The sequence below is a fragment of the Ruegeria sp. HKCCD9138 genome, assembly GCF_057220975.1.
Genome location: NZ_JBWVAZ010000001.1, coordinates 375,620 through 401,293 on the forward strand (window position 1 = coordinate 375,620; position 25,674 = coordinate 401,293).

A 25,674-nucleotide genomic window follows, 5' to 3' on the forward strand; every position below is an offset into this window, starting at 1 on the left:
TGCCAGAAACAAAATCCCGTCTTAGCCTTATCACCGAGCCGCAAAGGGGAGAGCGGATGGTTCTGACAACCACGGACGGGCAAGACGACCTGCCCAGATATTTCGCACAAGTGTACAAAATGCTGACCCGTATGGATGCGGGGCGTTTGGATATCGCTTTGCCGGATGGCCGGGTCTTCAGGATTGAAACGGGCAGTCCGGGACCGGTGGCACGTGTAGACATTCACGACCCCGAAGTGTTCGCCCGATTGATCCGCGAGGGCGAGCTGGGCTTTTCGGACGCATATCTTGAAGGCGAATGGAGCACTCCGGATCTGCGGGCTTTCATGGATCTCGTTCATCGCGGCACGGACGCGGTCTACGACGACTTTACCGGGCGCTTTCTGGTGCGGGCTTATGAGCGGCTGCGCTTTTGGCTGCATCGTAACAGCCGGACCCAGGCGAAAAAGAACATCTCGTACCATTATGATCTGGGCAACGAGTTCTATGGGCTGTGGCTGGATGACACCATGACCTATTCCAGCGCCATCTTTGATACGGGGCAGGAAAGCCTGGAAAACGCTCAGACAGCGAAATACGCCAGCCTGATCGATGAGATGGGGGCCAAGCCCGGCGACCACGTTCTGGAAATCGGTTGCGGTTGGGGTGGCTTCGCGGAATACGCCGCCAAGGAACGCGGATTGCGTGTTACTGGGTTAACCATCAGCAGAGAGCAGTTGAGGTTCGCGCAGGAACGTATTGAAAAAGCAGGATTATCTAGTCATGTCGAGTTCAAGCTTCAGGACTATCGGGATGAACGGGGCCAATATGACGGCATCGCCTCGATCGAGATGTTTGAAGCAGTCGGTCAGAAATACTGGCCTGCCTATTTCGAAACGGTACGTGACCGGTTGAAGCCCGGAGCGCAGGCGACGTTGCAGATCATTACCGTCGCTGATCGCCGTTGGGACGTCTACAAGAACGGTGTTGATTTCATTCAGAAATATATCTTCCCGGGCGGGATGTTACCGGCCCCCACGGTCCTGAAAGAGCATATTACTCAAGCCGGTCTGAATATCGTACGATCAAAGGAATTCGGCAAAAGCTATGACCTGACCCTCAGCCGCTGGTACGACACCTTTAATGACAGGTGGGACCAGATTGCCGAATTGGGCTTTGATGAGCGTTTTCGCCGCATGTGGAATTATTATTTGACCGCTTGTGGCGCAGCCTTTGACACGGGCAATTGCGATGTGACACAGATCACAATAGCAAAACCGAGTTGAAGAACGGAATTCACGCATGCCTACTGCCACACGCCTTGTTGCCTCTGTTTGCCTGATGGTGGTGGGGTTCATCGTGTCCGGCATGGTCATCGACAATGGCGAGCCGGGCAAGGATTACGGCTATTTCACCTTTGTGAACATGGGGCTGGGTCTTGCCTGCGGTTGGGTCGTGATGGGCAAAAGGGCGGGCCGGGGCTGGACGGCTGCCATCAACAACGGGCTGACGGGGATTGCCGCGCTGGTGTTCTGGGGCCTGTTCGTTCAGGGCACGTATGAGATGTTCCGAATGGCCATGCGTAACCGGTTTGACGGCCCGTTCGAGGCTATTCTTGCCATCTTCAAACTCGGCGTAGGATTTGGCCAGCAGTTGCTGGCGCCGGAAATTCTCTGGACACTTGCCGTTGGCGCGCTTGTCGCCGGGTTGATGACCGAAGAAGCGTGGCGCCGCTGGCGATAAACCCACATTCCAAAAAACGAGGCCCAAAGCTTTGCCCGATCTGTTTTTTTACGGAACATTGCGACATGTTCCCTTGCTGGAACGCGTGCTTGGTCGTGGCGCGGACGCGCTGCCGGTTTCTAATGCAACACTGGCCGACCATTCAGTTCGCTCGGTGCGCGATCAGATCTTCCCGATGATCCTGCCCGAGCCGGGTGGCACAGCCGAAGGAATTCTGGTGCAGGATCTCTCAACCGACGATCTGGATCGTCTGGCTTTTTACGAGGGCGGATTTGACTATGGCCTTCAGGATCAAAAGGTCAGTCTGGCAAACGGGACAACGGCCCAGGCGTTGGTATTTTTCCCTGAGCCGGGAAAATGGCAGCCAGGTGCCCAATGGTCTTTGTCCGACTGGGCCGAGCGTTGGGGTGCGATAATCTCATTGGCTGCCGAAGAGGAGATGGCGTATTTCGGTCGCATTGACCCTCAATCCCTGACGCGCAGTACACGGGCAATTCAGACCCGCGCCTGGTCCAAGCTTATGGCGCGGAAACGCAGAACGGATGATCCGCGGGAAATCAGTGAAGACGTGATCGTGCATCGCCACGCAAGGGCCTACGTCAATTACTTCGGTATGGAGGAAATCGACCTTCAGCATCGGCAATATGACGGATCAATGGGGCCGGTACTTCATCGTGGAAGCTTGATGCAAGGCAGCGCGATCGCAGTTCTGCCCTACGATCCGGTGCGTGACACGGTTTTGATTGTTGAACAATTCCGACCTCCGGTCTTTTTGATCGACGATCCGGAACCATGGATGTGGGAAGCGATTGCCGGGATGATCGACCCCGGAGAATTGCCCGAACAGACCGTGCATCGTGAGGTGATGGAAGAGGCTGGCGTCAGCCTGAACGCGCTTGAACATGTAGGAGGGGCCTACAATTCCAGCGGGTCTTCCACAGGTTATCTTTACCTCTATGTCGGATTGGGCGATTTGACTGAAACCACCAACACGGGCGGTCTGGACACGGAAGGCGAGGATATCCGCAGCCAGATCCTGCCCTTTGCGGAATTTATGGACATGGTAGACCGTCATGTTTTCAAGGACTTGCCATTGCTGACGCTAGCGAATTGGTTGGACCGCAACCGACAGCGCCTGCGCGCCTGACTATCCCGCTTGTGGTCGCGCAATCGCGGCTGTAAATCTTCCATGATACCAAACGACAAGAGGGCGCCATGCGCATTGCACGAGACCTGGCCGACGCAGTTGGCAAAACACCCCTGATCCGACTGCGCCGCATCAGCGAGGAAACCGGGTGCGAGATACTTGGTAAGGCCGAATTCATGAATCCGGGCCAGTCCGTCAAGGACCGCGCGGCACTGTACATCATCCGCGACGCCGTCGCGCGCGGCGATCTGAAACCGGGCGGCACTATTGTCGAAGGCACGGCAGGTAATACTGGCATCGGCCTGGCGCTGGTCGGCGCGTCGATGGGGTTCAAGACGGTGATCGTTATCCCGGAAACCCAGTCGGAAGAAAAGAAAGACATGCTGCGGCTGGCTGGCGCTCAGCTGGTGCAGGTGCCTGCCGCACCGTATCGCAACCCCAACAACTTTGTGCATTATTCCCGGCGTCTGGCCGAGGAGTTGGCCCAGACCGAACCCAACGGCGCCATCTGGGCGAACCAGTTCGACAATGTCGCCAACCGTCAGTCGCATGTGGAAACCACAGGCCCTGAAATCTGGGAGCAGACGGGCGGTAAGGTCGACGGTTTTGTCAGCGCGGTCGGGTCCGGCGGCACGCTGGCCGGTGTGGCCGACGCTCTGCAGCCCAAGGGCGTCAAGATCGCGCTGGTCGATCCAATGGGCGCTGGTCTTTATTCTTATTACACCACCGGTGAGATCGCGATGGAAGGCAGCTCGATCGCCGAAGGCATCGGCCAGGTCAGGATCACCAAAAACCTGGAAGGGTTCAAACCGGATTTCTCGTACCAGATGACCGATAACGAGGCGCTGCCCTACATCTTTGACCTGCTGCGCGAAGAAGGGCTGGTCATGGGCGGATCGACTGCGATCAATATGGCTGGCGCGGTGCGTCTGGCCAAGGATCTGGGGCCGGGCCATACGATCGTGACGATCCTTTGCGATTATGGCACCCGCTACCAGTCCAAGCTGTTCAACCCGGAATTCCTGCGTGAAAAAGAGCTTCCGGTGCCCGACTGGATGACGGAAGCCCCCCGCAGCATCCCCGGCGTGTTCGAGGACGTGTGATGTTGCGACAGGTCCGCCTGTTCCTGATCCTGCTGACATTTTGCCTGTTCGGGCTGGGTGGAGTGGCCTTTGCCCAACTGACGGATCGGCAAAGTGAATACTACAAGGGATGGATCAGCACAGCGGACCGTGCCGAAAGCGTGATCGAGGCCAATCGGGCCTCGAATGCCGCTTTGGAAAATTTACGTTCGGAAATAAATGTTTACCGCGAAGACTTCAACAGAGCTCGCGGGGCGAACACGGACCGAATTCAAACTCTGGAAAGCCAGATCAAGGCTTTGGGTCCAGCCCCCGAAGGCGATGCAACCGAACCGGAAGACATCGCCAATATCCGCAAGCACCTTGAGGAACAGTTAAACAGCCTGCGCGTCCCACGCATCATTTCTGAAGAGGCCTATAGCCGCGCCAATGGCCTTATCAGCGAGATCGATCAGATCATTCGGCAGCGCCAGACGAAAGAGCTGTTGGAAAGAGGCCCTTCGCCGATCAACCCTGCATATTGGGGGCCGGCATGGGTGGATGTGAAGGAAGCAGTACGTAGCCTGGTCAATGAAACCGTAGAGAACTTTCGCACGGACGTTGCTCGGGAACAGTTCCGCGAACGCGGTCTTGGAATATTCGTTCTATTGGGCATTTCGGCTGTATTGCTGATCTTTGGCAGACATTGGTCCGAAAAGGGCGGCGACTATCTTCGTCGCTTGGGTGGCTCTGGCACCGGTGTCTGGACCTTCGTGATCTCTCTGTTTCGGATCATCCTGCCGTGGTTGGGTGTATTGGCAGCGGTTGTTGCAATTAGCCTCACCGGGGTTCTGGGGCTTCGCGGCACTTTGCTTTTGGAGAAAGTTCCATACTGGGCCGCTATCGTCATTTTTTACGACTGGATCGGCCGTCAGGTTTACCTCATCGGTGAGTCCCAGGGCTTCAAGCGCCTGTCCGCCTCTAAAATTAAAGAGCTGCGCGTATATATCGACTTTCTGGCGGTGATGCTGATCCTGCACGAGTTGGCTATCCTGTTCGAGCAGATCGAAAACATCTCGAATGCAACACGCGCCGTCGTCAGTTTCCCGATAATCGTCGCTACCGCGCTCCTGCTGCTGCGGGTGCGCCACGTCCGGACAAACGAAAGTCAGCAAGACAAGCCCAATCAAGCCGTTTCAACACGCGCGGCAGGTTTCAGCCAGCTTGTCGAGTTTTTACGGCGCGCCCTGTTTTTCCTCGGTATTGCGTCGCCGATTCTGGCCGTATTTGGCTACACGAACGCAGCCGAAGCTATCGTGTTCCCCACTGTCAAAACGCTTGTTCTCATTGGCGCGCTGGTAATCTTTCAACGCTTCATCACTCAGGTTTACGGGTGGATTACCGGGCAGGGTGAGGCCGTCTGGGATTCGCTGTTTTCTGTTCTGGTGGGCTTCGCTCTGGCGATTGTTGCGCTGCCCATCCTGGCGATTTACTGGGGCGCGCGCGAGACGGATCTGCTCGAAGCCTGGTCGCGCTTGCTACAGGGGTTCGACATCGGTGGTGTGACGATCTCTCCAAGCAACTTCTTGGTTTTCGTCGCTGTCTTTGTCATCGGCTATACGTTGACGCGCTTGCTGCAGGGTGGACTTCGCAACTCTCTCCTCCCGAAGACCAGCATTGATCCCGGAGGCCAGAACGCCATCGTTGCGGGTACCGGCTATGTCGGAATTTTTCTGGCCGCCCTTGCCGCCATCATGGTGGCCGGGTTTGATCTTTCTTCGCTGGCGATAGTTGCGGGCGCTTTGTCCGTCGGTATCGGCTTTGGATTGCAGACCATCGTTTCGAACTTTGTTTCCGGCATCATCCTGCTGGTCGAGCGCCCGATTTCCAAAGGTGACTGGATAGATGTCAATGGAATGATGGGTTATGTCCGCGATATCTCGGTTCGGTCCACGCGGATCGAGACATTTGACCGGACAGACGTGATTGTACCGAATTCCGACCTGATCAGCGGTGTGGTCACGAACTATACCCGCGGCAACACAATCGGGCGGGTGATCGTTCCGGTCGGGGTGGCCTACGGCACCGACACGCGCAAGGTCGAAACCATTCTGAGTGAGATCGCGAATGCCCATCCCATGGTGTTGGCCAATCCCGCACCCAGTGTCGTGTTTCAGGGTTTTGGCGCGGATTCACTGGATTTTGAAATCAGAGCCATCCTGCGCGATGTGAATTGGGTGCTGAGTACAAAGTCGGACATGAACCACGAGATCAACCGACGGTTCGTCGAGGAAGGTATCGAGATTCCATTCGCCCAACGCGATATCTGGTTACGAAATGCCGAAGTGCTGCGCAACTCGGAGGAGGCGGCAGAACCCCCGGTTCAATCGGCGCCAGATCGTCGCGAAACCACAACCCAATCGAAGCCCGTTGATCTGACCGAAGCAGATCTAGATGCAAGTGACGGCGACGAAATTTGATCCGGCAAAGCAAATCGGTGTTGTGTCGGGCGTCTTGTCGGAAGCCACATGAATGGCTGACAAACAGCTGCGAAATCCGCTTTCCGGGTTTTTGCCAAAGGCGTTTCATTTCATTGCAATCGGGCCTTGCAAATCCGGTTTCATTGGTCCAAATATCCCCGGCACGGAGAGGTGGCCGAGTGGTCGAAGGCGCACGCCTGGAAAGTGTGTAGGCGGGAAACCGTCTCCAGGGTTCGAATCCCTGTCTCTCCGCCATACAAGCTGGATGACCCTCGTTTCCCTTTGCTTAGAAATCGTAGGCGCGCTGCGTCGCGCAAACTAGTATTGCAGGTTGTCGTATTCGGGTCGCCGGAGCTGAATGTCCCTTGAACAACAAGCGTCCCGGCGTCGGAACCGGAAAATCACCATATCTGTCGCAAAGCTGAGAACAGAGTGCTCAGTTATGAAGTGAGCACCTCGTTTCATAACAGGTTCCGCTGGGCGTTGCCGTGTTTCTGCAGTAATCAAGATTGCTGCATCAGACGTCACCAGATCAGTCGAAATTCCTCTTGTATTGGCGTCTTCAGGGATCAGATGCGCAACTCAATATCGGCTCCTTCGAATTTTCGAAGGGCCGATACCTGTTGCGCTTCCGGCAGCATGCAAAGGGCGGTCGAAAGACCGTCTGCAAGCGCAGCGGTCGGTGCCGAGACAGATAGAAGCTGGTTGTGCAGCGGGTGCCCCTTCGGATGAAGGATATGTCCGGACTGGTCCGTCAACATAAGGCTGTGCGCATCCGAGGTTGCTATGGCCCTGTCCCGAAGCGAGATACGCCTCAGGACCGAGCCTTCAGGGCCAGTCACGCCTACACGCCAGTGTTGCCCATCGCTGCGCTGACCGTTGGCAACGATTTCTCCCAAATCTACCAAGACATCACGCAGTTCGTATGAGGCAAGCAATGCCGCAATTCGGTCCGTTATCGCGCCCTGAGCAATCCCGTTAAGGGTCAGGGCCGACTGACCCGGTCGCGGCAATTGGATAGCGTCCGTTCGGACGGAGACCTTTTCCCAACCCACATTGTTGCGAGCGGACTGGACCGCGGTTCTGTCGGCACCGGTTGCCAGTGCAACCCAAAGGGGCTGGATGCTGGGGTCGAACGCGCCATTCGTTGCCTCGTGCAGAGCCGAGCACAGGCTAAGCACATTCAGCAACTCGGGGGCAGGGGCGGCCAAGATGCCGTTTCGGTTCAGGCGACTTAACTCTGAAGCGGGCCGGTAAAGGCTGAAGATGTTTTCCAACCGGGTCACTTCCGCTTCGACGGCCGCAAAAATCGGGGCAGCTTGCGCGTTGGTCAAACCTTCCAGCCTCAGGCTGGCCGGCGCCCCCAGCGCCGTGCCGCGCCAACTTGCAACAGGTGCGGCCATTGCGCCTGACGGAAGAGCAGCACAGGCTGCCGAGATGGTCAGAAACCGGCGGCGGGACAGGTGGGTCATGCTGGCGTCTCCAATTTCAGATCCAGATCGACGGGCCCCAGAACTTCGGTATCCGGAATGTCAGTCAGAGGCAAAGGGGAGCCTCCGTATTGGCCGATAAACGCGTCGGCTTCCGCAGGGTCGGCAAAGGGCACGACCTCTCGCGCACCCATACCGCCGGCGACGTTTGCACCGACCACAAAGGTGGCGTCATCCGCCGCAATCCAGTTGGAAATACCGGGCTGACGCCAGTTTGGCGCAACGCCCATATCGCTTACGTACACTGCCGTAATCTTTGCGTCCCGTTCCGGGCTTTTGAGATAAGCCACCATATCGCGGACCTGTGCAAAGAACAGTGGCGTGGGGTAGCCCTCAAGATGTATTTGTCCTTTGGGTCCGCCGTGTTCGGCGATGTTCATCTGACAGAAATAGCTCAGCGCATCTGGCGTCAGATCAACTGGATCAGGTGCGGCGGCCTGTTCCTCTTTGCAAGCCGTCAAGGCGACCAGCGCGATCAGAACCAGGCGTTTCATGGCTCGACCCTCCGGAATGCGGCGCGGGCGAGGAAGAATCCCAGAACTGGCCAGATCAGCAGGGATGCGGGCGCGGCCCATGCGGGCAGGGCTTGTGCAGCCCCGGTCATGCCGGACGCCATCGCCACGCCTTCCGTCGCGGCGATGTTCCAAAGACGGAATGCGTCGGCCGGGTTGGCTACCATCACCCAAGGAAAGACGGATTGAGTGAAGGTGCCGCCCTTGTCCATGACGACGGCCCCCAACAGGCCCAGATCATAGAGGACGACAAAAACCAGCCAGAGCCCGGCCGACAGACCTGCCGCTGCCGTGGCGCCCCTTGCCAGGGCAGACAGCAGGTAGCCCAGCGCCAGAAACACGGCGCCCAGCAGGATGGATGTTAGGATCAGGCGCGCCAGAGCCATCAGGCTTTCCGGACCCGCGCCGCCAAAAAAGGCGGCCACCGCGCCTGCGGTTCCGAAACCGACGGTCATGGCAAAAGCCAATGCTGCAAGGTGGGCGGTGAATTTACCCAACAGGATTTCTCCGCGTCCGGCGGGGTAGGACAGCAGCAGCGACAGGCTGCCCCGATCCACGTCGCCCGCGATTGCGTCGAAGGAAATCATCAGCGCCAAGAGCGGCGCAAGATAAACCGACAGCGTGGTCATCGACGCGACCGAGACAGTCAGCATATCGACGCCCAGCGTGCCGGTCGGCGCGCTGCCCGCAAAGGTTAGGGCCAGCGCGAACAGCACCATGATCAGCGTTGCCACCAGCAACCAGCGGTTGCGGCGCAGGATCAGCATCTCGGTGCGGGTAATGGCGAGGAAGCGGGTCATTGCAAATCCTCCTGTGCGTAATGGCGATAGAGGTCTTCCAGCTTGGGCGGAGTCATCTCAACATCCGCCACGGCGTCCCCCATCCCTGCGATCCGGCGCAGGGCCTCCATCTTTTCAGCGGGTGCACAGAGCAGTTCGACTGAGGCACCATTGATCCGGTTGCCGCCCAATTCCGCGGCAACAGCATCGGGGTTGGTACTGGCCCGCACCCGCAGGCGGATCGGCAGGCCTGCCAAGGCTGAAAGATTGTTCAACGTGTCGTCGGCGACCATCCGGCCCTTACGCATTATCGCAATGCGATCGGTGCGCGCCTCGACCTCGGTCAGCGCATGAGAAGCGATCAGGACGGCAGTGCCTTGTGCAGCCAGTTCGTCGATAATGGCATAGAGATCCTGCCGCGAGATCGGGTCCAACCCGCTTGTCGGCTCATCCAGCAGCGCGACTTTCGGCTGGCCTAGAAGAACCTGCGCCAGGCCCAAGCGTTGCCGCATCCCTTTGGAATAGGCTCCGATGCGACGGTCCAGCGCGTCGCTGAGGCCGACACGCTCCAGCAGGCCGGGTACGTCGGCTTTCTCACCGGACAGCTGGGCGAACAGGGTCAGTTGTTCCCGTCCGGTCAGGGCCGGGTGGAACGAGACCGCCTCGGGCAGGTACGCCGTTTCCCGCCGCGCTTGCGCGCTGCCGGGTGTGGCTTGGCCGATCCGGATGGTTCCGCCGTGGATCGGCGTCAGCCCGAGGATGGATTTGATCAGTGTCGACTTGCCCGCGCCGTTATGGCCCAACAGCGCGACGCGCTGGCCGGGGGCAAGAGAAAGGGTGATATCGTTAAGAACGCGGGTTATTCCCCGGTCCTTGCTGACATGGTCGATAATTAGGGCCTTATCCGTCATGAGGCACCTTTTTCATAGCTGGGGGTTCAGGGGCTTGCATCAATGGGTTGCTGTCCATCACGCCCCCCGGCAGCAGCGCCGGGAAGGCCGATTGCGACCAGCGCACCAGCTGTACGGCAGGTGAGCCGAGCAGCAATTTGGCTGAGGGTTGGGTCCACAGCACATGGTCCATCGAGTCGTTGGGTCGATATGGGGCGTCGGCGATGCCGTTGCCATCCACATCATAGGCGGCGAAATCGGACCAATAATTCCCGCGACCGTCTTCTGACCACTCGACCCATTTGGTCGAGACGTATTTTACCTGCGTCCGGTTGCCGACAAAAGCGTTGCCGACGATGCGGTTTCGCTCGGAGCCGGCGGTAAAGTGGATGCCGATACCACACCCCTGGAACCAGTTATCGGTGAACTCGTTCTTGTTCGAGTTATAGAGGAAGGTGCATTTTTCCTTCGCGCCCTTCACGACGTTTCCGGAAATCACACTCTTATTGGCGTAGTTCAGCATCACGCCATGTTCGCGGTCACCGATCGAGACATTGTTGGCCACGGTCACATTGGTCGTGAACATCACCGCATAGCCCAGATCATTGCCGATCGAGACGTTGTCGCTGACAACCGAGTCATCGGCATACATGTAGTGCACTGCGAAACGCAGATCGCGGAACAGGTTGCCGGTGAAGGTGTTCTTTTTGGACGAGTTCACAAAGATCCCGTCACGGCCATAGCGGATGTCGTTGTTTTCAACCACCGCACCCGGCGCGTTCCAGACATAGACGCCGTTGCCGCGGTCGTTCATCCGCCGGTCCTGCCGTCCTTCGATCCGATTGCCGCGCACGATACTGTCCTTGGCACCGTGGATGTCGATGCCATAGAGATTGCCCAGCAGCACGTTATCCTCGACCACCGGCGCTTTGGCCGTCTTGGTCAGTTGGATGCCGCTGTCGATCCCGTCGTGGTCAGAGCCGGAACCAATCACCGTCAGCCCGCGCACGGTCACACCCGGCCCGGTTACTGTGATGACGCTGCCTTTGCCTTGGCCGTCAATTGTGGCCTGTCCCAGCCCATCAATCGTGACGGGCCGGTCCAGAACCAGTTGTTCGGTGTAAACACCGGAGCTCAGGCGGAGGGTGTCCCCATCCGCCGCCTGTGCCAGTATCTCGTTGATGGCCCCCGCCCGGTTGGGCACATCCCAATCCGCCGCCCAAAGGGGCGAGCCGAGCAGGAGCGGTATGAGCAGGGACCAACGCATCTTATGCGCTCCGCGGCTCAACAAACATCCGGCCGCGCATTTCCATGTGCAGCGCGTGGCAGAACCACTGGCAATAGAACCAGTGAACGCCCGGACGGTCGGCGATGAACGTGACCGAGGCGGTTGCCTGCGGTGCAATCTCCATCGCGATGCCGAAGTTCGACAGGCACAGCCCGTGGGTCACGTCGTCCACGTCGTCGAGGTTAGTGACATAGATGGTCACCTCGTCACCCTGCTTGACGGTGAACTTCTCCATGCTGAAGACAGGTGCGGTCGAGGTCATATAGACACGGACCTTGTTGCCGTCACGGATGGGCTCCTCGGCGCCTTCTTCCAGATCGACACCGTCGGCAGCCGCCTGCTGGCGTGCATCTTCCCACATCGGGTCGTTGCGATCCCAGACATTGACCGGGTTCACCTTGGAGCGGTGAACAAGGATCGAGTCGTGCGGCTCGGCAAAGGTCGGTCCGTCATGAACCACCTTCATCTTGTCGCCCGAGATGTCGATCAGCTGCTCGTTTTCAGGCTTCAGCGGACCCACGTTCAGGAAGCGGTCTTTCGAGAACTTGTTCATCGAAATCAGCCACTTGCCGTCAGCTTCGGCAGTTTCGCCCATCGAGGTCGAGTTGTGACCGGGCTGGTAATGCACGTCCACCTTGTCGACGATCGGATCGACGTCCGCACCGGCATAGGCTTCGATGGCTTTGGCAATGTTCCACTTCACCACCTGGCTGTCCAGGAACAGGGTGGTAAAGGCGTTGCCCTTGCCGTCGAACGCGGTGTGAAGCGGACCAAGGCCCAGCTGCGGCTCGGCGACGATGGCCGAACGCGGATCGGCGTTGTCCGAAAACAGCGCATCGACTTTTTCCACATCGATCACGGAGACGGTCGGCGACAGTTTCCCGTTGATCATGATGTGTTTCTTGTCGGGTGCGGCGTTCACACCGTGCGGAGAGTTCGGGATCGGGATGTAACGGGTCAGGTTACCGCCGGCCTCTTTGCGACCATCCACGACCTTGACACCGTTCAGTTCCTGATAGTTCCCGGCGGCAACAGCCTCTTCGATGGCTTTCAGGTTGAACACGACAACGTGGTCAAGCTCGTTCTCGGTCATCTCGGCCAGGTTCATACCCATTTCCGAGTTGTACGAGGTCGAGAAGGCGTATTTGCCCTGATAGTCGCAATCGGTGTTGTCGAGGTTGCCCGACACCATCACCTGCCATGCGATCTCCATCGTGTCGCCATCGATAGCAGTGAAGATGTTCACGTATTGCGACGGATCGTCGAGGATTTCGCCATCATTGACCAGCGGTGCTTCGTGCTCACCATTGGCGAAGATGTAGCCGGTGCGCGGGTATTTCTGCGGGCGCAGACCGTGGATGTCATGCGCGTTCGGGATCTCGATGATCTTGTCGCATTTCATCACGTCGCAGCGCACACGGGCCACGCGAGTGTTGGCCTTGTCGTTCATGAACAGATAGCGGCCGTCATAGGTGCCATCGGTGAAGGACATGTGCGGGTGGTGCAGGTCGCCGTTGTCATAGGTGACCTTGCCGTTTGCGGCCAGGTATTCCTTGGTTTCCGGCAGCAGGCCTTCGGTCAGCACTTTCAGCGACTCGTTGGTCTGGCCCCAACCGGTGGCCGAGCAGCGGTTAAACACAGGCACGCGCATCAGCTCGCGCATGGACGGTACGCCCAGAATGCGCAGCTCACCCGTCTGACCCGAGGACCAGAAGCCGTAGTATTCGTCCAGCTCACCGGGTTCCAGATGAGCATTGGCGGCGGCGCTGGCTTCGCGCGCGGTCATCAGCGTCGAGCCCAGACCGGTCCCGGCAATCACGGCGCCGGTGGCAGTAGCCCCCAGCATCCCGCGACGCGTGATGTTCAGTTTCTTATCGTGTTCCGACATGATCGTTCCTCCTTTTTAGGAAGCGGTTTGCGGTTTGGCGTTCGGATGGTTCGCCGGTGGTTGTCCGAGAGGGGTCTTCATCTGGACCGACCCTGTCTTGGCCCGCCGTTTCAACTGGCGGATAACGACGGGACATTTCGTCTCGGACTGGTAGAGCACCTGACAATGCAGGCAGGTGACGCACTCGTTCGGGTTGATCTCTCCAGTCGGGTGGATCGCTTGAACGGGGCATTCGTTGGCGCAGGTCTGACAGGGGGCACCACAATCCTTGTAGCGGCGAAGCCAGTCGAACATGCGAATTCGGGCGGGGATAGCCAGCGCTCCGCCCAGTGGGCAGAGATAGCGGCAATAGAACCGTTCAATGAACAGGCCGATCACCAGCAGGGCCAGCGCAAAGACCACAAACGGCCAGTCGCGCATGAATTTCAGGATGATCGCGGTTTTGAACGGCTCGATCTCGGCATAGGTCTCGGCCAATGGGATCGACACGAAGCTGAGGCCGAACAACCCGAGGAAGATCATGTATTTCGCGGGCCAGAGGCGCTCGTTCAGCCCCCAGGGCAGGGTCCATTGCGGCACCTTCAGCGCACGCGCGATCTTGTTGGTCAGCTCCTGCAGGGCACCAAACGGGCACAGCCAGCCGCAATAGGCACCGCGCCCCCAGAACAGCAGCGCGGCGGCCACCGCGAACCATTGGATGAAGACCAGTGGATCCAGCAGGAACGCATCCCATGAGAAGCCCGTCCGCAGGCTTCCGGCCAGCGCCATCAGGTTGACGACGCTCAGTTGAGCATTTGCGTACCACCCGATGAAGAACAGGGTCAGCGTCAGGTATCCGATGCGGAACCAGTAAAAGACCCGCGCGTTCATCGTCGCGTGGAACTGGAAGAAAAAGGTTGCTGTCAGCACCAGCAGCATGACGCCCAGTCCGGCGATCTCGACAGTGCGGTCCTTCCAGATGCGTTTCCAAAGTGCGGCCTTGGCAGCGGCTTCGCCGGTGGCATCGTCAACCACCGTGGGGGCAGCAACAGGCAGCAAGTATTGCTCTGGCAGTTTGTAGCCCAGATCGAATGTCAGAAAGGTTTTCTCGACCGCGCCGACAGCGCGTTGAACCAACAGTTGCAGACGGAAGGGCTCGGCAGGGTCGAACTCGGCATCGGCCGGGATTTTGAAGATGTCCAGCTCGGTGAAACTCGGCGCGTCGGGTGCGGCGACCTCGCCGACGCGGCGTTGCTGGCGGTCAAAGAAACGAACCGAGCTGTCCCCCTGGATCAGCTGAATGCGGTCGAAGATCCCGCCGCGTACATAACCTGAACCCTTGAAGCTGTAAGCCCCGCGACCCAGAACAAGAATGGCCTGTTCGCCTTCGTCCAGCCAGTCGGTCAGGTTCCGGTACTCGGCCTCGCCCAGAAGGGATTTCCCGATAGAAGGAACTGACACCAATGCCATGTGCATGTCGATGAAAGTGTCATCCGGTTCGCCCGGTTCAGGGCGTCTGATGGCACGTTGATCACCGGTGGCCTCGAAGGCCGCGTTGACCTGTCCGATATCCAGCGTCAGACGCCGGACCGAGCCGTCTCCGGACAGGGTGGTCCAGTCATAAACGGCGTCCTGTGCCATATCTACTTCGCGCTTCGGCCCGTCAGCCTTTACCGGAGACAGTCCACCCAGACCAAGCGCGCGCGCGACCTTGATACCGCCGCGCACGAGGCTGTCATCGATCACCATGATCGTCACCGTCGCGCCCGAGATGATGTCGAGGTCATGCCCCTCACCGCCGGTTTCCGCCTCACGCTTGAGGTCGAGGCCGGCATAGCCTTCGGTCAGCTCAACCATACGCGAGTTGGGGATACCGATCAGGACAATGGGTTCCGAGTGTTTGACCAACTGAACGCCGGTCAACACCGCATCGTCATCAATGGCTGCGACTACATGAATGGGTTTACCGGAATAACCGGTCGTGCCTACGAAATCAGACGTCAAGAAAGCCCAGGCCACCGTCTCGCCGCCCTTCAGGACAGGGGCGACCTTGACGTCATCGCGCACCGGGCCAAAAGCGTCGGCTCCTGGTGCCAGATCGGCGGGGTTCAAATCGGGCAGGAAACTGGCGAGGCTGTCTGCGCGCGCGCTGATCGCCATCAGACAGGACAGTGTAAGGGCCAGAAGGATGTGGATTGCGCGACTTACGACCACGGCGCACCTCCAGTTACTTGGATTGACGCCATGGACGCGCGCGGGGCGCGTTCGGTTCTTTCTTGGGGCGCGAACGGGGGCCCTCGGGTCTCGGGCCACAGTCGTTTCGAGCCGTACAAACGACGCAAGTCCCTGTGTTCCAGGCGCACGACTTGAACATCTTCAGCCGACGCCAGCAACAGCAGATCGGGCAACGGCGCTGCTGTCGTTGCCGCGCACAGCGCGCAGTCGGCACATTTCGGGCAGGGCGCAGTCGGGTCATCGCCGCCTTCTTCAAGATCGACCTCGACCCAGACCGCGCCTGCCTCCGAGCAGATCTCCACCCACATGCTTTCACCGGGACTCGCCAGAACCGGAGATAGCGTTTGCGACAACAGAAGGAAGATGCCTGCCAGTGCGCACGCCGCGCGAAAAGCGCGAACAGGGAGGGCGTGCAGAGGGCTAGGGGCAGGCATGGAGAATCCAACTCGGCAGTCTTTCCAGAGTTGTACGGGATTCTCTCAGACGGATACTTGACTTAGGTCAGGTCTCGGAAAAATTGCCACCTATCCGTCGGCTTCATCCATCAGGCCGCGCACCCAGCGCCCGGCCAGCCAGGACGCGGGCACACCCAATGGAATCGACCAAAGAATTGCAGGGACAGGCCCAATTGCACCGAACCCCGCACTGTGCAGGATCAACCCTGCCAGAAACAGGTTGATGGCCACGGTCAAAGCCGTGGCCGGATAAAGCAAAATGGCCAGTTTCCAGACCGGCCATTTATCGTCAGTGACTGGTGCCTTCCGAGAAGGTGATCTTGTTCCAGACATTGTATTTCCCCGAAGGTTTGCGCATGGGCAGGCGTCGAACCTCTTCCAGCGTCTGCGCATCATAGACGATTACCGCGCCGTCATCTTCCCAGATCGACACAAGCGCGTGGCTGCCATCCTTGGTGAACTCCACATGGGCCACGGTCTTGCCGGGAGCGGGGCGCAGAGTCTTCACGATTTCAAGGCTTTGCTTGTCGATCACGTGCATGACATCCTTGTTCGGACCGAAGAATACATCGGCCCAGACGTAAGGTGAATTCTCATGACTGCGCATGAAGAATCCGGGGCCTTCGGTTTTGATCCGCTTGACGGTTTCCCAGGTTTCCATATCGATCACCGACACGGTGCCATCGGTCAGGTGCGGCGTGGCCATCACTGTGGTATCGCCGTGCTGCCACGTGATGCCCGAGCCCAGATGCGGCATGCCGGGCAGGTCCAGATCGGCTACTTTCTGACCGATCACAAGATCAATCACCTGACCGCCTTTTCCGTCGCGGGATGCGCCCATGACATACTCGTAGCTCTGATCGAAAAAGAAATCGTCCAGATAGTCGGGCGTTGTGATCTTGCGCACGGGGAAAGGGTCAGGGTTCTTGAACTGGCCTTCGATGCGGAAGTCGTGACCGATGCCGAATTGAGGCGGGTTGGCGCCATAGAACACTTCCCAGATTTCGGGGACGTCTTTCAGAGCCAGTACGAAGCTTTCGCGCGGCGGGGCCTGGTAAACGGCCGAAACGCGGCTGGGGTTTCCCTTTTTGCTCTTTACCTCGATGACTTTGGCAACCGAAAGGTCCTCGGTCGACAGCAAGGTCAGACTGTTAGGTAGATAATTTGCCACAGCCACCCATTTGCCGTCCCCCGACATCGCAATGTTGCGGCTGTTCAGGCCCGCGCGCACGCGGCCCACCTGTTTCAACGCCCAGATATCATACTTCTGCACCCAACCATCTCGGGACATGATGAAGACATAGCGGCCGTCGGGGCTGAACTTGGGTCCCCCGTGCACGGCAAAGGGCGTCTCGAACCGATCCAGGACTTCGAACGTGTCACCGTCCAACACGCTGACATGGTGATCACCGGTCTCGACCGCCAGCGTGATGTTCATCGGGTCACGGTCCCAAACCGGCGCATCCACGGGCACGTAGTCTTCGTCCAGAGTACGGCTGGCCGTGATATCCGCTTCACCCCATTCAGGATCGGTTTCCAGCGGCGATTTCAGCCATCCTGCCAGCTCCTCGATCTGCAGGGCGTCCAACTCGTGTGAAAAGGCAGGCATCTGGGTCGCCGCGCGCCCCTCGGCGATCACGGCGGCAACGCGCGGGCCGCGCATCCGTTTCAGCGTTTCGGGGATCAGCGCCGGCCCAACTCCACCAAGACGGTTCTCACCATGGCACGAGGCACAATGCTCAGCATAATCCGACGGCGCATCCGCCCAGGCCGCTCCCACGGTCAGAAGCGAACACAGGACCCCGATCTTCATCTTTTCAAAAATACTCCCGCCGGAGGCTCCCGCATTTGCCGTTGGGACACAGGCTGATGTACTCGATAACGCGGTCTCAAAAGAACTGATGGGCCGGATCATGACGTTTCCCCCGGAACGGTGTGACCTGCAGGCGTTCGCCCGCGTCGTCCACGCCGATTTCTTCGTTTGACAGGTAACAGGCCGGGTCTTCGGCCCAGGGATCGCCCGTCAGTTGCAACGCCCGGATTCGGGTATTGCCACCGCAGACATCCTTCAATTGACAGGCGCCGCAACGCCCCTTGAGCGGGCGGGGTCGTGTTCGCAGCATGGCCAGCATCGGGTCGTCGCTGGTCCAAAGCTCTGAGAATGCTTTGGTTTTTACGTTGCCAACGGTGTAATCGGACCAATAAGTGTCAGGGTGAACCCGACCCAGATTATCGATATTCGCCACACCCAAACCGCTGGAGTTTCCGCCCCAAGCGGCCAGATGTTCCCGGACATGCGCTTCTTTTTCGGCATCGAAATGAGCACGAACCCAGTTCAGGAAATAACCCGCATCGGCATCGTTGTTGCCGGTCACGATGTCCAGTGGCCGCCCGCCCGAAGCAGCCTCCCACGCGCGTTCCAGCAGCAGGTCCAGCCCCTTGCGGGTACGCAGGTGTTCGGCATCCTCGCCACGGTTCTTGTCACCTCGACCGGCGTAAACCAGATGGGACAGGTAGAACTTGTCGACCCCCTCATCGTCACACAGTTGCAGCAGATCGGGCAGATGATGTTGCGTGCCTTCGGTCAGACAGAACCGCAAGCCAACTTTGATCCCGCGCTTTTTGCATTCGCGCACTCCGCGCAGCGCGTCGGCAAAGGCGCCTTCGACGCCCCGGAACCAGTCATTGGTTGCTCCGATCCCATCGAGCGAAATGCCGACATAGCTGAACCCGACGTCGGCAATCATATCGGCGGATTCGTCGTAAATCCGCGTGCCGTTGGTCGACAGCGCCAGCATCGGCACCAGCTCACGAGCGCGTTTGGCGATGTCGAAGAAATCGAACCGGTCCAGCGGCTCCCCACCCGAGAGGATCAGGGCCGGGACGCGAAACTGGCCCAGATCCTCAAGGGTTACCATGGCTTGCTCGTGACTGAGCTCGCCCGGGAACGCGACATCCGCCGAAACGGTGTAGCAATGGCGGCATTTCAGATTGCAGCGCCGCGTCAGGTTCCAGATCACCACTGGTTTCACTGGTCCGGGGCGGCGTTTGCGCACCGGGGTCGGATTGACCAGTTGGTGCATGTATTCGGTCAGGCGGAACATGTTCTCAGCCTTTCGCTTTCAGGCGCAGCCCTGTCTTTTTCAGGATGCGCGTGGAATAGAGGATGTCCTTTGCGCGACACGCGCTGCCCAGGATATCGGCGATTTGCGCCCGCTTTATTTCAACCTCATCCCGGTCGGTGCCATGGACCATGGCAAACAGGTTGTAGGGCCAGTCGGGTAGGGCGCGGGGCCGTTCATAGCAATGTGTCACAAAGGGCAGGGCACCGATCTGCGCCCCCAGTTCGGTGATGCGGTCGTCATCGACATCCCAAACTGTCATCCCGTTCGACGTCATACCCAGCTTGTAATGGTTTGGCGCTGCGGCGATGCGACGGATCACTCCACGCGCCTTGAGTGCTGACAGGCGATCAAGAAGAATGTCTTCTTCCAGGCCCAGCGTTTCGGCCACCTTCGCATAGGGGGCAGGGGTCAGGGGCAGCCCGCTCTGCAGCGCTTCGATGATCTGTCTGTCTGTCGTGTCGATCATGCCGCCACCCGGAAGCCGATAAAAAACTCTTGCAGTTTGGGGAAACGAAGAACTTGAATTCCCGTCTCCAGTTCGATGGCATCGGCGGTGGCCTCGATCCCTTCGGGGGTTTCGGTGGCCAGAACGAACCACATGTTCAGCCGATGCGTGCGTTCATAATTATGTGCGACCTCGGGGTGCGCATTGACTTTGGTCAGGACGGCTTCGAATTTGTCCGCCGGAACGGCCATCGCGCATAGGCAGAACGCCCCACCCATGGCCGCGGCGTCAAAGAAGGGGCCGAAGCGGGTTATCACGCGGTCCTCTTTCATTCGTTCCAGACGCGCCAGCAGATCGCTTTCCGAAATCTTCAATTCCTGTGCCACATTGGCGTAGGGATGGGGCGTCAGAGGCAGGTCATCCTGCAATCGGTTCAGAATGGCGCGGTCGGTTGCATCCAGTGTCATGCCGCCACCTCCTTGGGTTTGATCAGCGCACCGGTTTGCTTGAAACAGCGGGTCGAGAACAACACTTTGTGTTGTGCCCCGGCCAGTTCCGGAAGGGCTATTGCGCCTGACAGGACATCGCCGGCCTCAGAGCGCGAGCGGGCATGGATCATTGAGTATAGCCGGTAGGGCCAGATGCCCTCTACCGGTCTGCGCTCATAGCACAGGGTTACGCCCGGATGCGCGGACAGGGCAGGGCCCGCCTGATCAATCTGATCCTGCGGCAAATCCCAGACAACCATTGCATTGGCCGACCAGCCCAGCGCGCGGTGGCGAACGATAACACCCAGACGAGAGATAATGCCCGCATCGTGCAGCACACGAATACGCTCCATTACGCCATTCGGATCGCGCCGCAGAGATCGGGCCAGCGCAGCATACGGATCGGCCACAAGCGGCAAACCGGAGCTCAAAGCCTGAAGCAGATCCCGATCACCGTCCTGCATGACGGAACGGTTGATCTTGCGCGCGGTTGGAACGCGGTGAGAGCCGCCGGACATGCGGAACCCCAGATCCACGTTGAACGGGCGCACCAGCCGCAGATCGAGAACGCGCAACCCGGTTCGCTCCGAAATACGGGCCAGTGTGTCGTCCACATGAGTGCGATCCGGCCCCGTCGCCACGAACCAGAGGTTCCAATCATCTTCACGCTGATAGTTGTGGTTCACCCCCGGCTCGGAGTCGATCAGGGCCGCTATCTCCTCAATGCGTTCTTCCGGCGCGGCGACAGCGGCGAGCGTGCTGGCAGAAACGGCACCAGGTGCGATTGTGGCCCCGACACGTGTAATCCGTCCCGCCGCACGCATCCGGGCGAGCCGGTCAACCACTTCGTGTTCACTGAGGCTCAGTTTGTCGGCCAAAACCTGAAACGGGAACTCAACGATGGGAAAATCGCGTTGGAATTCGTCCAGCAAGCTACGATCGATCGGATCGGTAATGTGACACATTGTTTCAAAGCCCTGTCCTGTGCGCGCGGGCGGTGAAGAAAATGCCCGAGGGGCTGTCCGCTTCGATTTCGCGCAGCTTTTCAAATGTTTGCGTGTCGTAGACCATAACTTTGTTGGCATCGCGCACGCTCAGCCAAACCTCGTGCCCGCGTGGCGTGAATTCCATGTGCAGCACGGCTGGACCGGGTTTGAATTCGTGAATGATTTCCTTGCTGACGCTGTCGATCACTTGAATCGTGTCGTTCAGGGGGTGGGCAAAATTTACCCAAACCTGCCGCCCGTCGGGGCGCGCCATGGCAAAAACCGGCTGGCCATGGGTCTTGGTACGCCCCGTTTCGGTCAGTGTTTCGGCATCGACCCAGAGAACTTCGTGATGGCCCACCGCAGGGAGGACAAATTCCCGCCCGGTCAAAGCCCAGCCCTCCAGATGAGGCATCTTATAGACCGGCATTTCTTCCTGCCCGCGTCCATAATCCGGCAATACGCGAATGGGTTCGGGTCTATCCGACCACAGATCGAGGGCGGTCAGACCATCCTCGCCAAACAAGCCGGTGATATAGGTGCGGCCATTTGCGGTGATCAGCGCGTCATAAGGGTTTTTGCCCATGTCGGGGATCTTGGTGATTTCGGGCGCGCCATTAGAGAAATCGGCAATCCAGGTCTCGCCCGTATCCCACATGGTGAAGACGAACCGGCGTCCGGGCGCGTCGACCAGACCGATTGTTTTGCTGTCGGTGGGGATATCGGCGACCATCTCCAGCGTGTCCGCGTCGAACACGCGTACGCCGCCCGGCTCATAGTTCGAAACAGCCACAAGCGTGCCGTCATCCGAGATTGCACCGCCGATGGCGTTGCCTGCCTGCACGACCCGGTTCACGATCTGCCGTGTGACGATATCCACCTTGGTCAGCCCGCCATCGCGCCCGAAGACATACGCAAAGCGTTGATCCGGAGAATAAACCAGCGAGGCGTGAGACAGATCACCCAAACCTTCGATCCGCGCCAGCGCAGCACGGTCGGATTGATCCACCAGCAGGACCGAACCCTTGGCGCGTTCGATCACCAGCCCGAGATCGCCGGTGGCCATCGGTTCGGCCTGTGCAGTTGTCATCATCAGAGTGGCCACGAGGCCAAGGACGAGATGTTTCATTGTGCCTCCGGTTCCAGAAGGTAACGGGCGATCCATTCGGCCTCTTCTTCGCTGATCAGGGGCCGCCAGGGGGGCATTGCGGTGTCAGGGATTCCGTCAAGGATGACGCCGGTCAGAACGTCAGCGTCATAGTGCTCCAGGGTTTTGGATCGCAGATCGGGGCCAAGGCCGCCTTTCAGAGAAAGCCCGTGGCACGAACCGCAATCCTGATGAACAAGCCGTTTCAGCGCGTTGGGGTCGATGACATCCGCCGCCAGCGCCGAAGTGGCCACAAGAACGGCGGTTGTAAGAACGGCGCGCGCAGTCCAGCCCGTGTGTCCGTTTGTCATTCGAGCAACGCTAGCCATGGGCCTGCTCCAGCAAATCGGCCACCGGCCGTTCGGCGTAAAGCGATACAACTTTACCGATGATGAACAGCGTGGGGGCTTTCAGTTCGGCGTCGCGCACGTCTGTTGCCAGCTGATCCAACCGGGACACAAGACGACGTTCATCCGGTGTTGTGGCTTTCCCAACGGCCAGAACGGGGGTCGAACCGGGCAGGTTCTCGGTCATTAGTCCCATGGCGATCTGGCCGATATTGGCGACGCCCATGTAAACAACAAGTGTCGAGTCCGGATCCGCCAGCCGTTTCCAGTCTAGATCCAGAACCCTGTCCGCCTGCCGGTGGCCGGTAACATATTGAACCGAAGTCGCCAGTCCACGATGGGTCAGGGGCACGCCGGTGGAACAGGACGCACCTTGAGCCGCGGTAATGCCGGGGGCGTATTCAACTGAGACGCCGTGGGCGGAAAGGTAGGCAGCCTCTTCCGAGCCGCGGCCAAAGATCATCGGGTCTCCGCCTTTCAGCCGCGCGACGGTGTGACCGTTCCTTGCCTCTTCCAGCAGGATTTCGTTGATCCGGTCCTGCGGAACTGTGTGGCACTTGGGGGCCTTTCCGACGGGGATCAATCGCGCGCCTTCGGCATGCATGGCAAGGATGTCGTCCGAGACCAGACGGTCATAGACCACCACATCAGCCTCTTGCAGCATTCGCATCGCACGAAGGGTCATCAGCTCTGGGTCACCCGGACCGGCTCCGATCAGAAAAACCTTACCGCTCATGTGCAAACTCGCTTGTTCTGAATGTCTTCGGAACCCGGGTTTCCCGCGCGAATCCACTGTGATTACGGGACGTTGCTGGGTGAGCCGGGCGTGTCATGAAGGCAGACTGACGCAATCGCAAAGAAACCTCCTTGACATAAGTTAAGGAGCGCGGGAATTGCTCCTGCGCTCCTTTCTTCTGCCTGTATGTCAGCCTCGGCTCAGGGTTCGACGGTGATCATTCCGATCATGTTCTGTGTCTCCCAGTGCGGCCCGCAGAGGTATTCCTGAGGGCCCGGAGAGAGGAAGGTGAAATCAACCGTTTCCTCGGGGAATAGCCGGTCGCTTTCGGGTTCACTGCCGTCTTTCAGCAGCACGCTGTGACTGGTGCGCTTGTCGACGTTGACCCAGCGCACTGTCGTGCCTGCCTTGACCGTCAGTTCGCGTGGGCAAAAATTGTATTTGTACATCAGCACCACTTCGGCGTCGTCAACAGCCTCGGAAGGCTGGCCGAACATCTCGACATAGCGTTCTTCGGCTTCGGCACAGAGTTCGGCGTTGTCTTCGTCGGCCGCCAGCGCCGGTGACGCCAAAAGCAGAAGTGCAGGAAGAAGGCGGTGGGTCTTCATGGTCCATGTCTCCTTTCTGAAAATGGGCAGGGGCCGGTTCACCCGGCCCCCAATCCGTTACTGTTTCACCACATTGATATTCGCGGTGTCGTCGTCCAGCGCAAGGCTGGTATTCAGCGTCACGTGGTGGAACCGCGCGGCGGAGAAGTCGTCGTGGATGGCAAAGCCGACCGTGTAGGTCTGACCGGGCTCCAGCGGGACATCCCCCGGCGCACCGGAATTCAGCGGACGGGTAAAGACCACGGTCCACATTCCACCGGACAGATCGGCCGAGGCGGCAATCTCACCATCGTTGACCACGCGTTGTTCCAGTAGATAGCCGTTGCTCGCACTGCCGTCCGCATAGACACGCATCAGGTCAAGGTAAGTGCCATCAGCCAGATATTGCTCGATCTGCTCGGCGGCCTGCAGCTTGTCCCATCCACCCATCGGCTTGCCGCGGCGACCTTTGGTGTCGATCTCGGTGCGGCTTTCACTGATGTACTTGGTCACCGTGTCCTGCGCGGTCATGCGGCCTGTGAAATCACCGTTGGCGGCAATCGCATCGGCGCCCGGATCAAATGGCATGTAGGTGTTATCCGCGTGGCACGAGGCCCAGCAGCCCACCTGATCACCCATCTCGATGCCGGTGCCCGTGATCATCATGGCGACCTTGATCTGGTTGTCGGGGTCCATTTTGCCGCCGTCGACAAACGGGGCGGGGTTGTGGCCCGCATCCGGCCATTGCAGTCGGATATACAGGTTTTCGTCGTCATGTGCCGCCTGAACCGTTGCGTCGATCACGCCGCGCTTGCCGGGGATCGGGGTCGGTTCCAGATCGCCACCTGCAACGATCTTGTTGCCGATGGTGTCCAGTTCCTTGGCGTGGCAGGTGGTGCATTGGTCACCGCCTTTGGTCAGCGGACGCGCCCCGCCGTGGAATTTGCCGTTCTGCACCCATTCAAACGAGGCCTGGCCAGGGTAGAACAGTTTCAGATCAGCGCTGGCCACTGCGTTCCAGTCGATATTGCCGCCGACATCGCCGCCTCCGCCACCAGCGGGGGCTGCGGCCTCATCACCTGCTGCGTTCGCACGCTCTTCGGCGAGGGCGGATTCAACAGCTGATGCAATTTGCGCCTGCACGGCTTCTTGCTGAGCCTTCTTGGCTGCTTTTTCAGCTTCGGCTTCGGCGGCTTCCTTGGCTTCGATCTTCTCGAGGCTGGCAAGGTATTCCGGCGGTATCTGACGGATGAAGGCCGGGTTCGGCGCCTCAAGCTCTTCCAGATATTCTTCGTCGGCCCGGTCGCGGGCATCCGAGTGCGCAATCCCTTTGTGACAGTCAATGCAGGTTTGACCAATCGTCATCGCGTTCAGGTGCTGCTGACGCGCGCGGGGTTTCTGGAACTCGGGCATCATCGACTCGAAATCGTGGCAGTTGCGGCATTCGCGCGAGTCGGTGGCCTTCATCCGCTCCCATTCATTCATCGCCAGATGCACACGCTTGGCTTCGAACTTCTCGCGGGTGTTGATGGAGCCGACCATCTTGCCATAGAGCTCTCTGGACGCCTTGATCTTGCGGATCATCTTGTGGGTCCAGTCCTTGGGCACGTGACAGTCGGAACAGACCGCGCCCACACCGGATCGGTTCACATCGTGGATCGTGCCGGTGTATTCCTCATAGACAAAATCACGCATCTCGTGGCACGAGACGCAGAATTCCTTGGTGTTGGTGGCTTCCATGGCGGTATTGAACCCGCCCCAGAAGATGATGCCGGCGGCAAATGCCACGGCGATGCCGGCCACGGGCATTCCCCACAGGAAATACCGGCGCCAGATTGGTGGTTTTTTATCCGGTTCGGAGGTCATATCCGGGCTCCGTTATGGCTG

24 protein-coding genes and 1 tRNA gene are annotated in these 25,674 nt (G+C 59.1%); 6 read left to right on the forward strand and 19 right to left on the reverse strand.

Annotated features, from left to right (window positions below):
• Window positions 1-56: 56 nt before the first annotated feature.
• The 6 genes from AC2TEL_RS01885 to AC2TEL_RS01910 all read left to right on the forward strand — a co-directional run bounded on the left by AC2TEL_RS01885 (window position 57) and on the right by AC2TEL_RS01910 (window position 6,665).
• A complete protein-coding gene (locus AC2TEL_RS01885; RefSeq protein ID WP_480901577.1) occupies window positions 57-1,265 on the forward strand; it encodes a class I SAM-dependent methyltransferase in 1,209 nt (402 codons plus the stop codon).
• Between the two features lie 16 nt (window positions 1,266-1,281).
• Window positions 1,282-1,722: a TrgA family protein gene (locus AC2TEL_RS01890; RefSeq protein ID WP_480839304.1), complete on the forward strand. Its 441-nt coding sequence runs from the start codon at window positions 1,282-1,284 to the stop codon at window positions 1,720-1,722.
• A 31-nt stretch (window positions 1,723-1,753) separates the two neighbouring features.
• A complete protein-coding gene (locus tag AC2TEL_RS01895; protein ID WP_480901578.1) occupies window positions 1,754-2,869 on the forward strand; it encodes an NUDIX domain-containing protein in 1,116 nt (371 codons plus the stop codon).
• Window positions 2,870-2,937: 68 nt separating this feature from the next.
• Window positions 2,938-3,972 carry a cysteine synthase A gene (locus tag AC2TEL_RS01900; RefSeq protein ID WP_480839308.1) on the forward strand — a complete coding sequence of 345 codons (1,035 nt, stop codon included), beginning with the start codon at window positions 2,938-2,940 and terminating at the stop codon, window positions 3,970-3,972.
• Window positions 3,972-6,410 (forward strand): DUF3772 domain-containing protein, encoded by a 2,439-nt coding sequence (locus AC2TEL_RS01905; RefSeq protein ID WP_480901580.1) that lies wholly within the window; start codon window positions 3,972-3,974, stop codon window positions 6,408-6,410. Before AC2TEL_RS01900 ends, AC2TEL_RS01905 begins: the two co-directional genes overlap by 1 nt.
• Window positions 6,411-6,575: 165 nt before the next feature.
• Window positions 6,576-6,665, forward strand: a tRNA-Ser gene (locus AC2TEL_RS01910).
• 314 nt (window positions 6,666-6,979) lie between these two features.
• Here the strand turns inward: AC2TEL_RS01910 and AC2TEL_RS01915 are convergent.
• The 19 genes from AC2TEL_RS01915 to AC2TEL_RS02005 form a co-directional block, all read right to left on the reverse strand.
• Window positions 6,980-7,882, reverse strand: a complete 903-nt coding sequence (locus AC2TEL_RS01915; RefSeq protein ID WP_480901581.1) for an FAD:protein FMN transferase — start codon at window positions 7,880-7,882, stop codon at window positions 6,980-6,982.
• On the reverse strand, window positions 7,879-8,394 hold the full coding sequence (locus tag AC2TEL_RS01920) for a nitrous oxide reductase accessory protein NosL (RefSeq protein WP_480901582.1): 516 nt from the start codon (window positions 8,392-8,394) through the stop codon (window positions 7,879-7,881). Before AC2TEL_RS01920 ends, AC2TEL_RS01915 begins: the two co-directional genes overlap by 4 nt.
• Window positions 8,391-9,212 (reverse strand): ABC transporter permease, encoded by an 822-nt coding sequence (locus AC2TEL_RS01925; RefSeq protein WP_480901583.1) that lies wholly within the window; start codon window positions 9,210-9,212, stop codon window positions 8,391-8,393. The genes AC2TEL_RS01920 and AC2TEL_RS01925 overlap by 4 nt, the downstream gene beginning before the upstream one ends.
• On the reverse strand, window positions 9,209-10,102 hold the full coding sequence (locus tag AC2TEL_RS01930) for an ABC transporter ATP-binding protein (RefSeq protein WP_480901584.1): 894 nt from the start codon (window positions 10,100-10,102) through the stop codon (window positions 9,209-9,211). The genes AC2TEL_RS01925 and AC2TEL_RS01930 overlap by 4 nt, the downstream gene beginning before the upstream one ends.
• A complete protein-coding gene (locus tag AC2TEL_RS01935) occupies window positions 10,092-11,348 on the reverse strand; it encodes a nitrous oxide reductase family maturation protein NosD (RefSeq protein WP_480839320.1) in 1,257 nt (418 codons plus the stop codon). The genes AC2TEL_RS01930 and AC2TEL_RS01935 overlap by 11 nt, the downstream gene beginning before the upstream one ends.
• Before the next feature lies 1 nt (window position 11,349).
• A complete protein-coding gene (gene nosZ, locus AC2TEL_RS01940; protein WP_480839322.1) occupies window positions 11,350-13,257 on the reverse strand; it encodes a TAT-dependent nitrous-oxide reductase in 1,908 nt (635 codons plus the stop codon).
• 15 nt (window positions 13,258-13,272) lie between these two features.
• Window positions 13,273-15,396 carry a 4Fe-4S binding protein gene (locus AC2TEL_RS01945; protein WP_480901854.1) on the reverse strand — a complete coding sequence of 708 codons (2,124 nt, stop codon included), beginning with the start codon at window positions 15,394-15,396 and terminating at the stop codon, window positions 13,273-13,275.
• Between the two features lie 44 nt (window positions 15,397-15,440).
• The gene (locus AC2TEL_RS01950) at window positions 15,441-15,905 is read right to left on the reverse strand and encodes a DUF2946 family protein (protein WP_480901585.1); all 465 of its coding nucleotides are present in this window, start codon (window positions 15,903-15,905) and stop codon (window positions 15,441-15,443) included.
• 90 nt (window positions 15,906-15,995) lie between these two features.
• Window positions 15,996-16,259, reverse strand: coding sequence for a hypothetical protein (locus tag AC2TEL_RS01955; RefSeq protein WP_480839325.1), 264 nt, complete (start codon window positions 16,257-16,259; stop codon window positions 15,996-15,998).
• Entirely contained in the window at window positions 16,216-17,739 is a 1,524-nt protein-coding gene (locus AC2TEL_RS01960) for a cytochrome D1 domain-containing protein (RefSeq protein ID WP_480901586.1), read from the reverse strand. The genes AC2TEL_RS01955 and AC2TEL_RS01960 overlap by 44 nt, the downstream gene beginning before the upstream one ends.
• Before the next feature lie 76 nt (window positions 17,740-17,815).
• Window positions 17,816-19,030, reverse strand: coding sequence for a heme d1 biosynthesis radical SAM protein NirJ (gene nirJ, locus AC2TEL_RS01965; protein ID WP_480839329.1), 1,215 nt, complete (start codon window positions 19,028-19,030; stop codon window positions 17,816-17,818).
• 4 nt (window positions 19,031-19,034) lie between these two features.
• Entirely contained in the window at window positions 19,035-19,517 is a 483-nt protein-coding gene (gene ahbB, locus AC2TEL_RS01970; protein WP_480901588.1) for a siroheme decarboxylase subunit beta, read from the reverse strand.
• Window positions 19,514-19,963: an Lrp/AsnC family transcriptional regulator gene (locus AC2TEL_RS01975; protein WP_480901589.1), complete on the reverse strand. Its 450-nt coding sequence runs from the start codon at window positions 19,961-19,963 to the stop codon at window positions 19,514-19,516. Before AC2TEL_RS01975 ends, ahbB (AC2TEL_RS01970) begins: the two co-directional genes overlap by 4 nt.
• Window positions 19,960-20,949 (reverse strand): siroheme decarboxylase subunit beta, encoded by a 990-nt coding sequence (gene ahbB / locus AC2TEL_RS01980; RefSeq protein WP_480901591.1) that lies wholly within the window; start codon window positions 20,947-20,949, stop codon window positions 19,960-19,962. The genes AC2TEL_RS01975 and ahbB (AC2TEL_RS01980) overlap by 4 nt, the downstream gene beginning before the upstream one ends.
• 4 nt (window positions 20,950-20,953) lie before the next feature.
• Window positions 20,954-22,099, reverse strand: coding sequence for a cytochrome D1 domain-containing protein (locus AC2TEL_RS01985; RefSeq protein ID WP_480839337.1), 1,146 nt, complete (start codon window positions 22,097-22,099; stop codon window positions 20,954-20,956).
• Entirely contained in the window at window positions 22,096-22,428 is a 333-nt protein-coding gene (locus tag AC2TEL_RS01990) for a c-type cytochrome (protein WP_480839339.1), read from the reverse strand. The genes AC2TEL_RS01985 and AC2TEL_RS01990 overlap by 4 nt, the downstream gene beginning before the upstream one ends.
• A gap of 10 nt (window positions 22,429-22,438) precedes the next feature.
• On the reverse strand, window positions 22,439-23,200 hold the full coding sequence (cobA, locus tag AC2TEL_RS01995) for a uroporphyrinogen-III C-methyltransferase (protein ID WP_480901593.1): 762 nt from the start codon (window positions 23,198-23,200) through the stop codon (window positions 22,439-22,441).
• 200 nt (window positions 23,201-23,400) lie between these two features.
• The gene (locus AC2TEL_RS02000; RefSeq protein ID WP_480839343.1) at window positions 23,401-23,808 is read right to left on the reverse strand and encodes a cupredoxin domain-containing protein; all 408 of its coding nucleotides are present in this window, start codon (window positions 23,806-23,808) and stop codon (window positions 23,401-23,403) included.
• Window positions 23,809-23,865: 57 nt separating this feature from the next.
• Window positions 23,866-25,653: a NapC/NirT family cytochrome c gene (locus AC2TEL_RS02005; RefSeq protein ID WP_480839345.1), complete on the reverse strand. Its 1,788-nt coding sequence runs from the start codon at window positions 25,651-25,653 to the stop codon at window positions 23,866-23,868.
• Window positions 25,654-25,674 lie beyond the last annotated feature (21 nt).

Coding starts and splice junctions, on each gene's coding strand:
- AC2TEL_RS01885 (WP_480901577.1), top strand. CDS start 57: ATGGTTCTGACAACCACGGACGGGCAAGACGACCTGCCCAGATATTTC.
- AC2TEL_RS01890 (WP_480839304.1), top strand. CDS start 1,282: ATGCCTACTGCCACACGCCTTGTTGCCTCTGTTTGCCTGATGGTGGTG.
- AC2TEL_RS01900 (WP_480839308.1), top strand. CDS start 2,938: ATGCGCATTGCACGAGACCTGGCCGACGCAGTTGGCAAAACACCCCTG.
- AC2TEL_RS01905 (WP_480901580.1), top strand. CDS start 3,972: ATGTTGCGACAGGTCCGCCTGTTCCTGATCCTGCTGACATTTTGCCTG.
- AC2TEL_RS01915 (WP_480901581.1), bottom strand. CDS start 7,882: ATGACCCACCTGTCCCGCCGCCGGTTTCTGACCATCTCGGCAGCCTGT.
- AC2TEL_RS01920 (WP_480901582.1), bottom strand. CDS start 8,394: ATGAAACGCCTGGTTCTGATCGCGCTGGTCGCCTTGACGGCTTGCAAA.
- AC2TEL_RS01925 (WP_480901583.1), bottom strand. CDS start 9,212: ATGACCCGCTTCCTCGCCATTACCCGCACCGAGATGCTGATCCTGCGC.
- AC2TEL_RS01930 (WP_480901584.1), bottom strand. CDS start 10,102: ATGACGGATAAGGCCCTAATTATCGACCATGTCAGCAAGGACCGGGGA.
- AC2TEL_RS01935 (WP_480839320.1), bottom strand. CDS start 11,348: ATGCGTTGGTCCCTGCTCATACCGCTCCTGCTCGGCTCGCCCCTTTGG.
- nosZ (WP_480839322.1), bottom strand. CDS start 13,257: ATGTCGGAACACGATAAGAAACTGAACATCACGCGTCGCGGGATGCTG.
- AC2TEL_RS01945 (WP_480901854.1), bottom strand. CDS start 15,396: ATGGCGATCAGCGCGCGCGCAGACAGCCTCGCCAGTTTCCTGCCCGAT.
- AC2TEL_RS01950 (WP_480901585.1), bottom strand. CDS start 15,905: ATGCCTGCCCCTAGCCCTCTGCACGCCCTCCCTGTTCGCGCTTTTCGC.
- AC2TEL_RS01955 (WP_480839325.1), bottom strand. CDS start 16,259: ATGTCTGGAACAAGATCACCTTCTCGGAAGGCACCAGTCACTGACGAT.
- AC2TEL_RS01960 (WP_480901586.1), bottom strand. CDS start 17,739: ATGAAGATCGGGGTCCTGTGTTCGCTTCTGACCGTGGGAGCGGCCTGG.
- nirJ (WP_480839329.1), bottom strand. CDS start 19,030: ATGTTCCGCCTGACCGAATACATGCACCAACTGGTCAATCCGACCCCG.
- ahbB (WP_480901588.1), bottom strand. CDS start 19,517: ATGATCGACACGACAGACAGACAGATCATCGAAGCGCTGCAGAGCGGG.
- AC2TEL_RS01975 (WP_480901589.1), bottom strand. CDS start 19,963: ATGACACTGGATGCAACCGACCGCGCCATTCTGAACCGATTGCAGGAT.
- ahbB (WP_480901591.1), bottom strand. CDS start 20,949: ATGTGTCACATTACCGATCCGATCGATCGTAGCTTGCTGGACGAATTC.
- AC2TEL_RS01985 (WP_480839337.1), bottom strand. CDS start 22,099: ATGAAACATCTCGTCCTTGGCCTCGTGGCCACTCTGATGATGACAACT.
- AC2TEL_RS01990 (WP_480839339.1), bottom strand. CDS start 22,428: ATGACAAACGGACACACGGGCTGGACTGCGCGCGCCGTTCTTACAACC.
- cobA (WP_480901593.1), bottom strand. CDS start 23,200: ATGAGCGGTAAGGTTTTTCTGATCGGAGCCGGTCCGGGTGACCCAGAG.
- AC2TEL_RS02000 (WP_480839343.1), bottom strand. CDS start 23,808: ATGAAGACCCACCGCCTTCTTCCTGCACTTCTGCTTTTGGCGTCACCG.
- AC2TEL_RS02005 (WP_480839345.1), bottom strand. CDS start 25,653: ATGACCTCCGAACCGGATAAAAAACCACCAATCTGGCGCCGGTATTTC.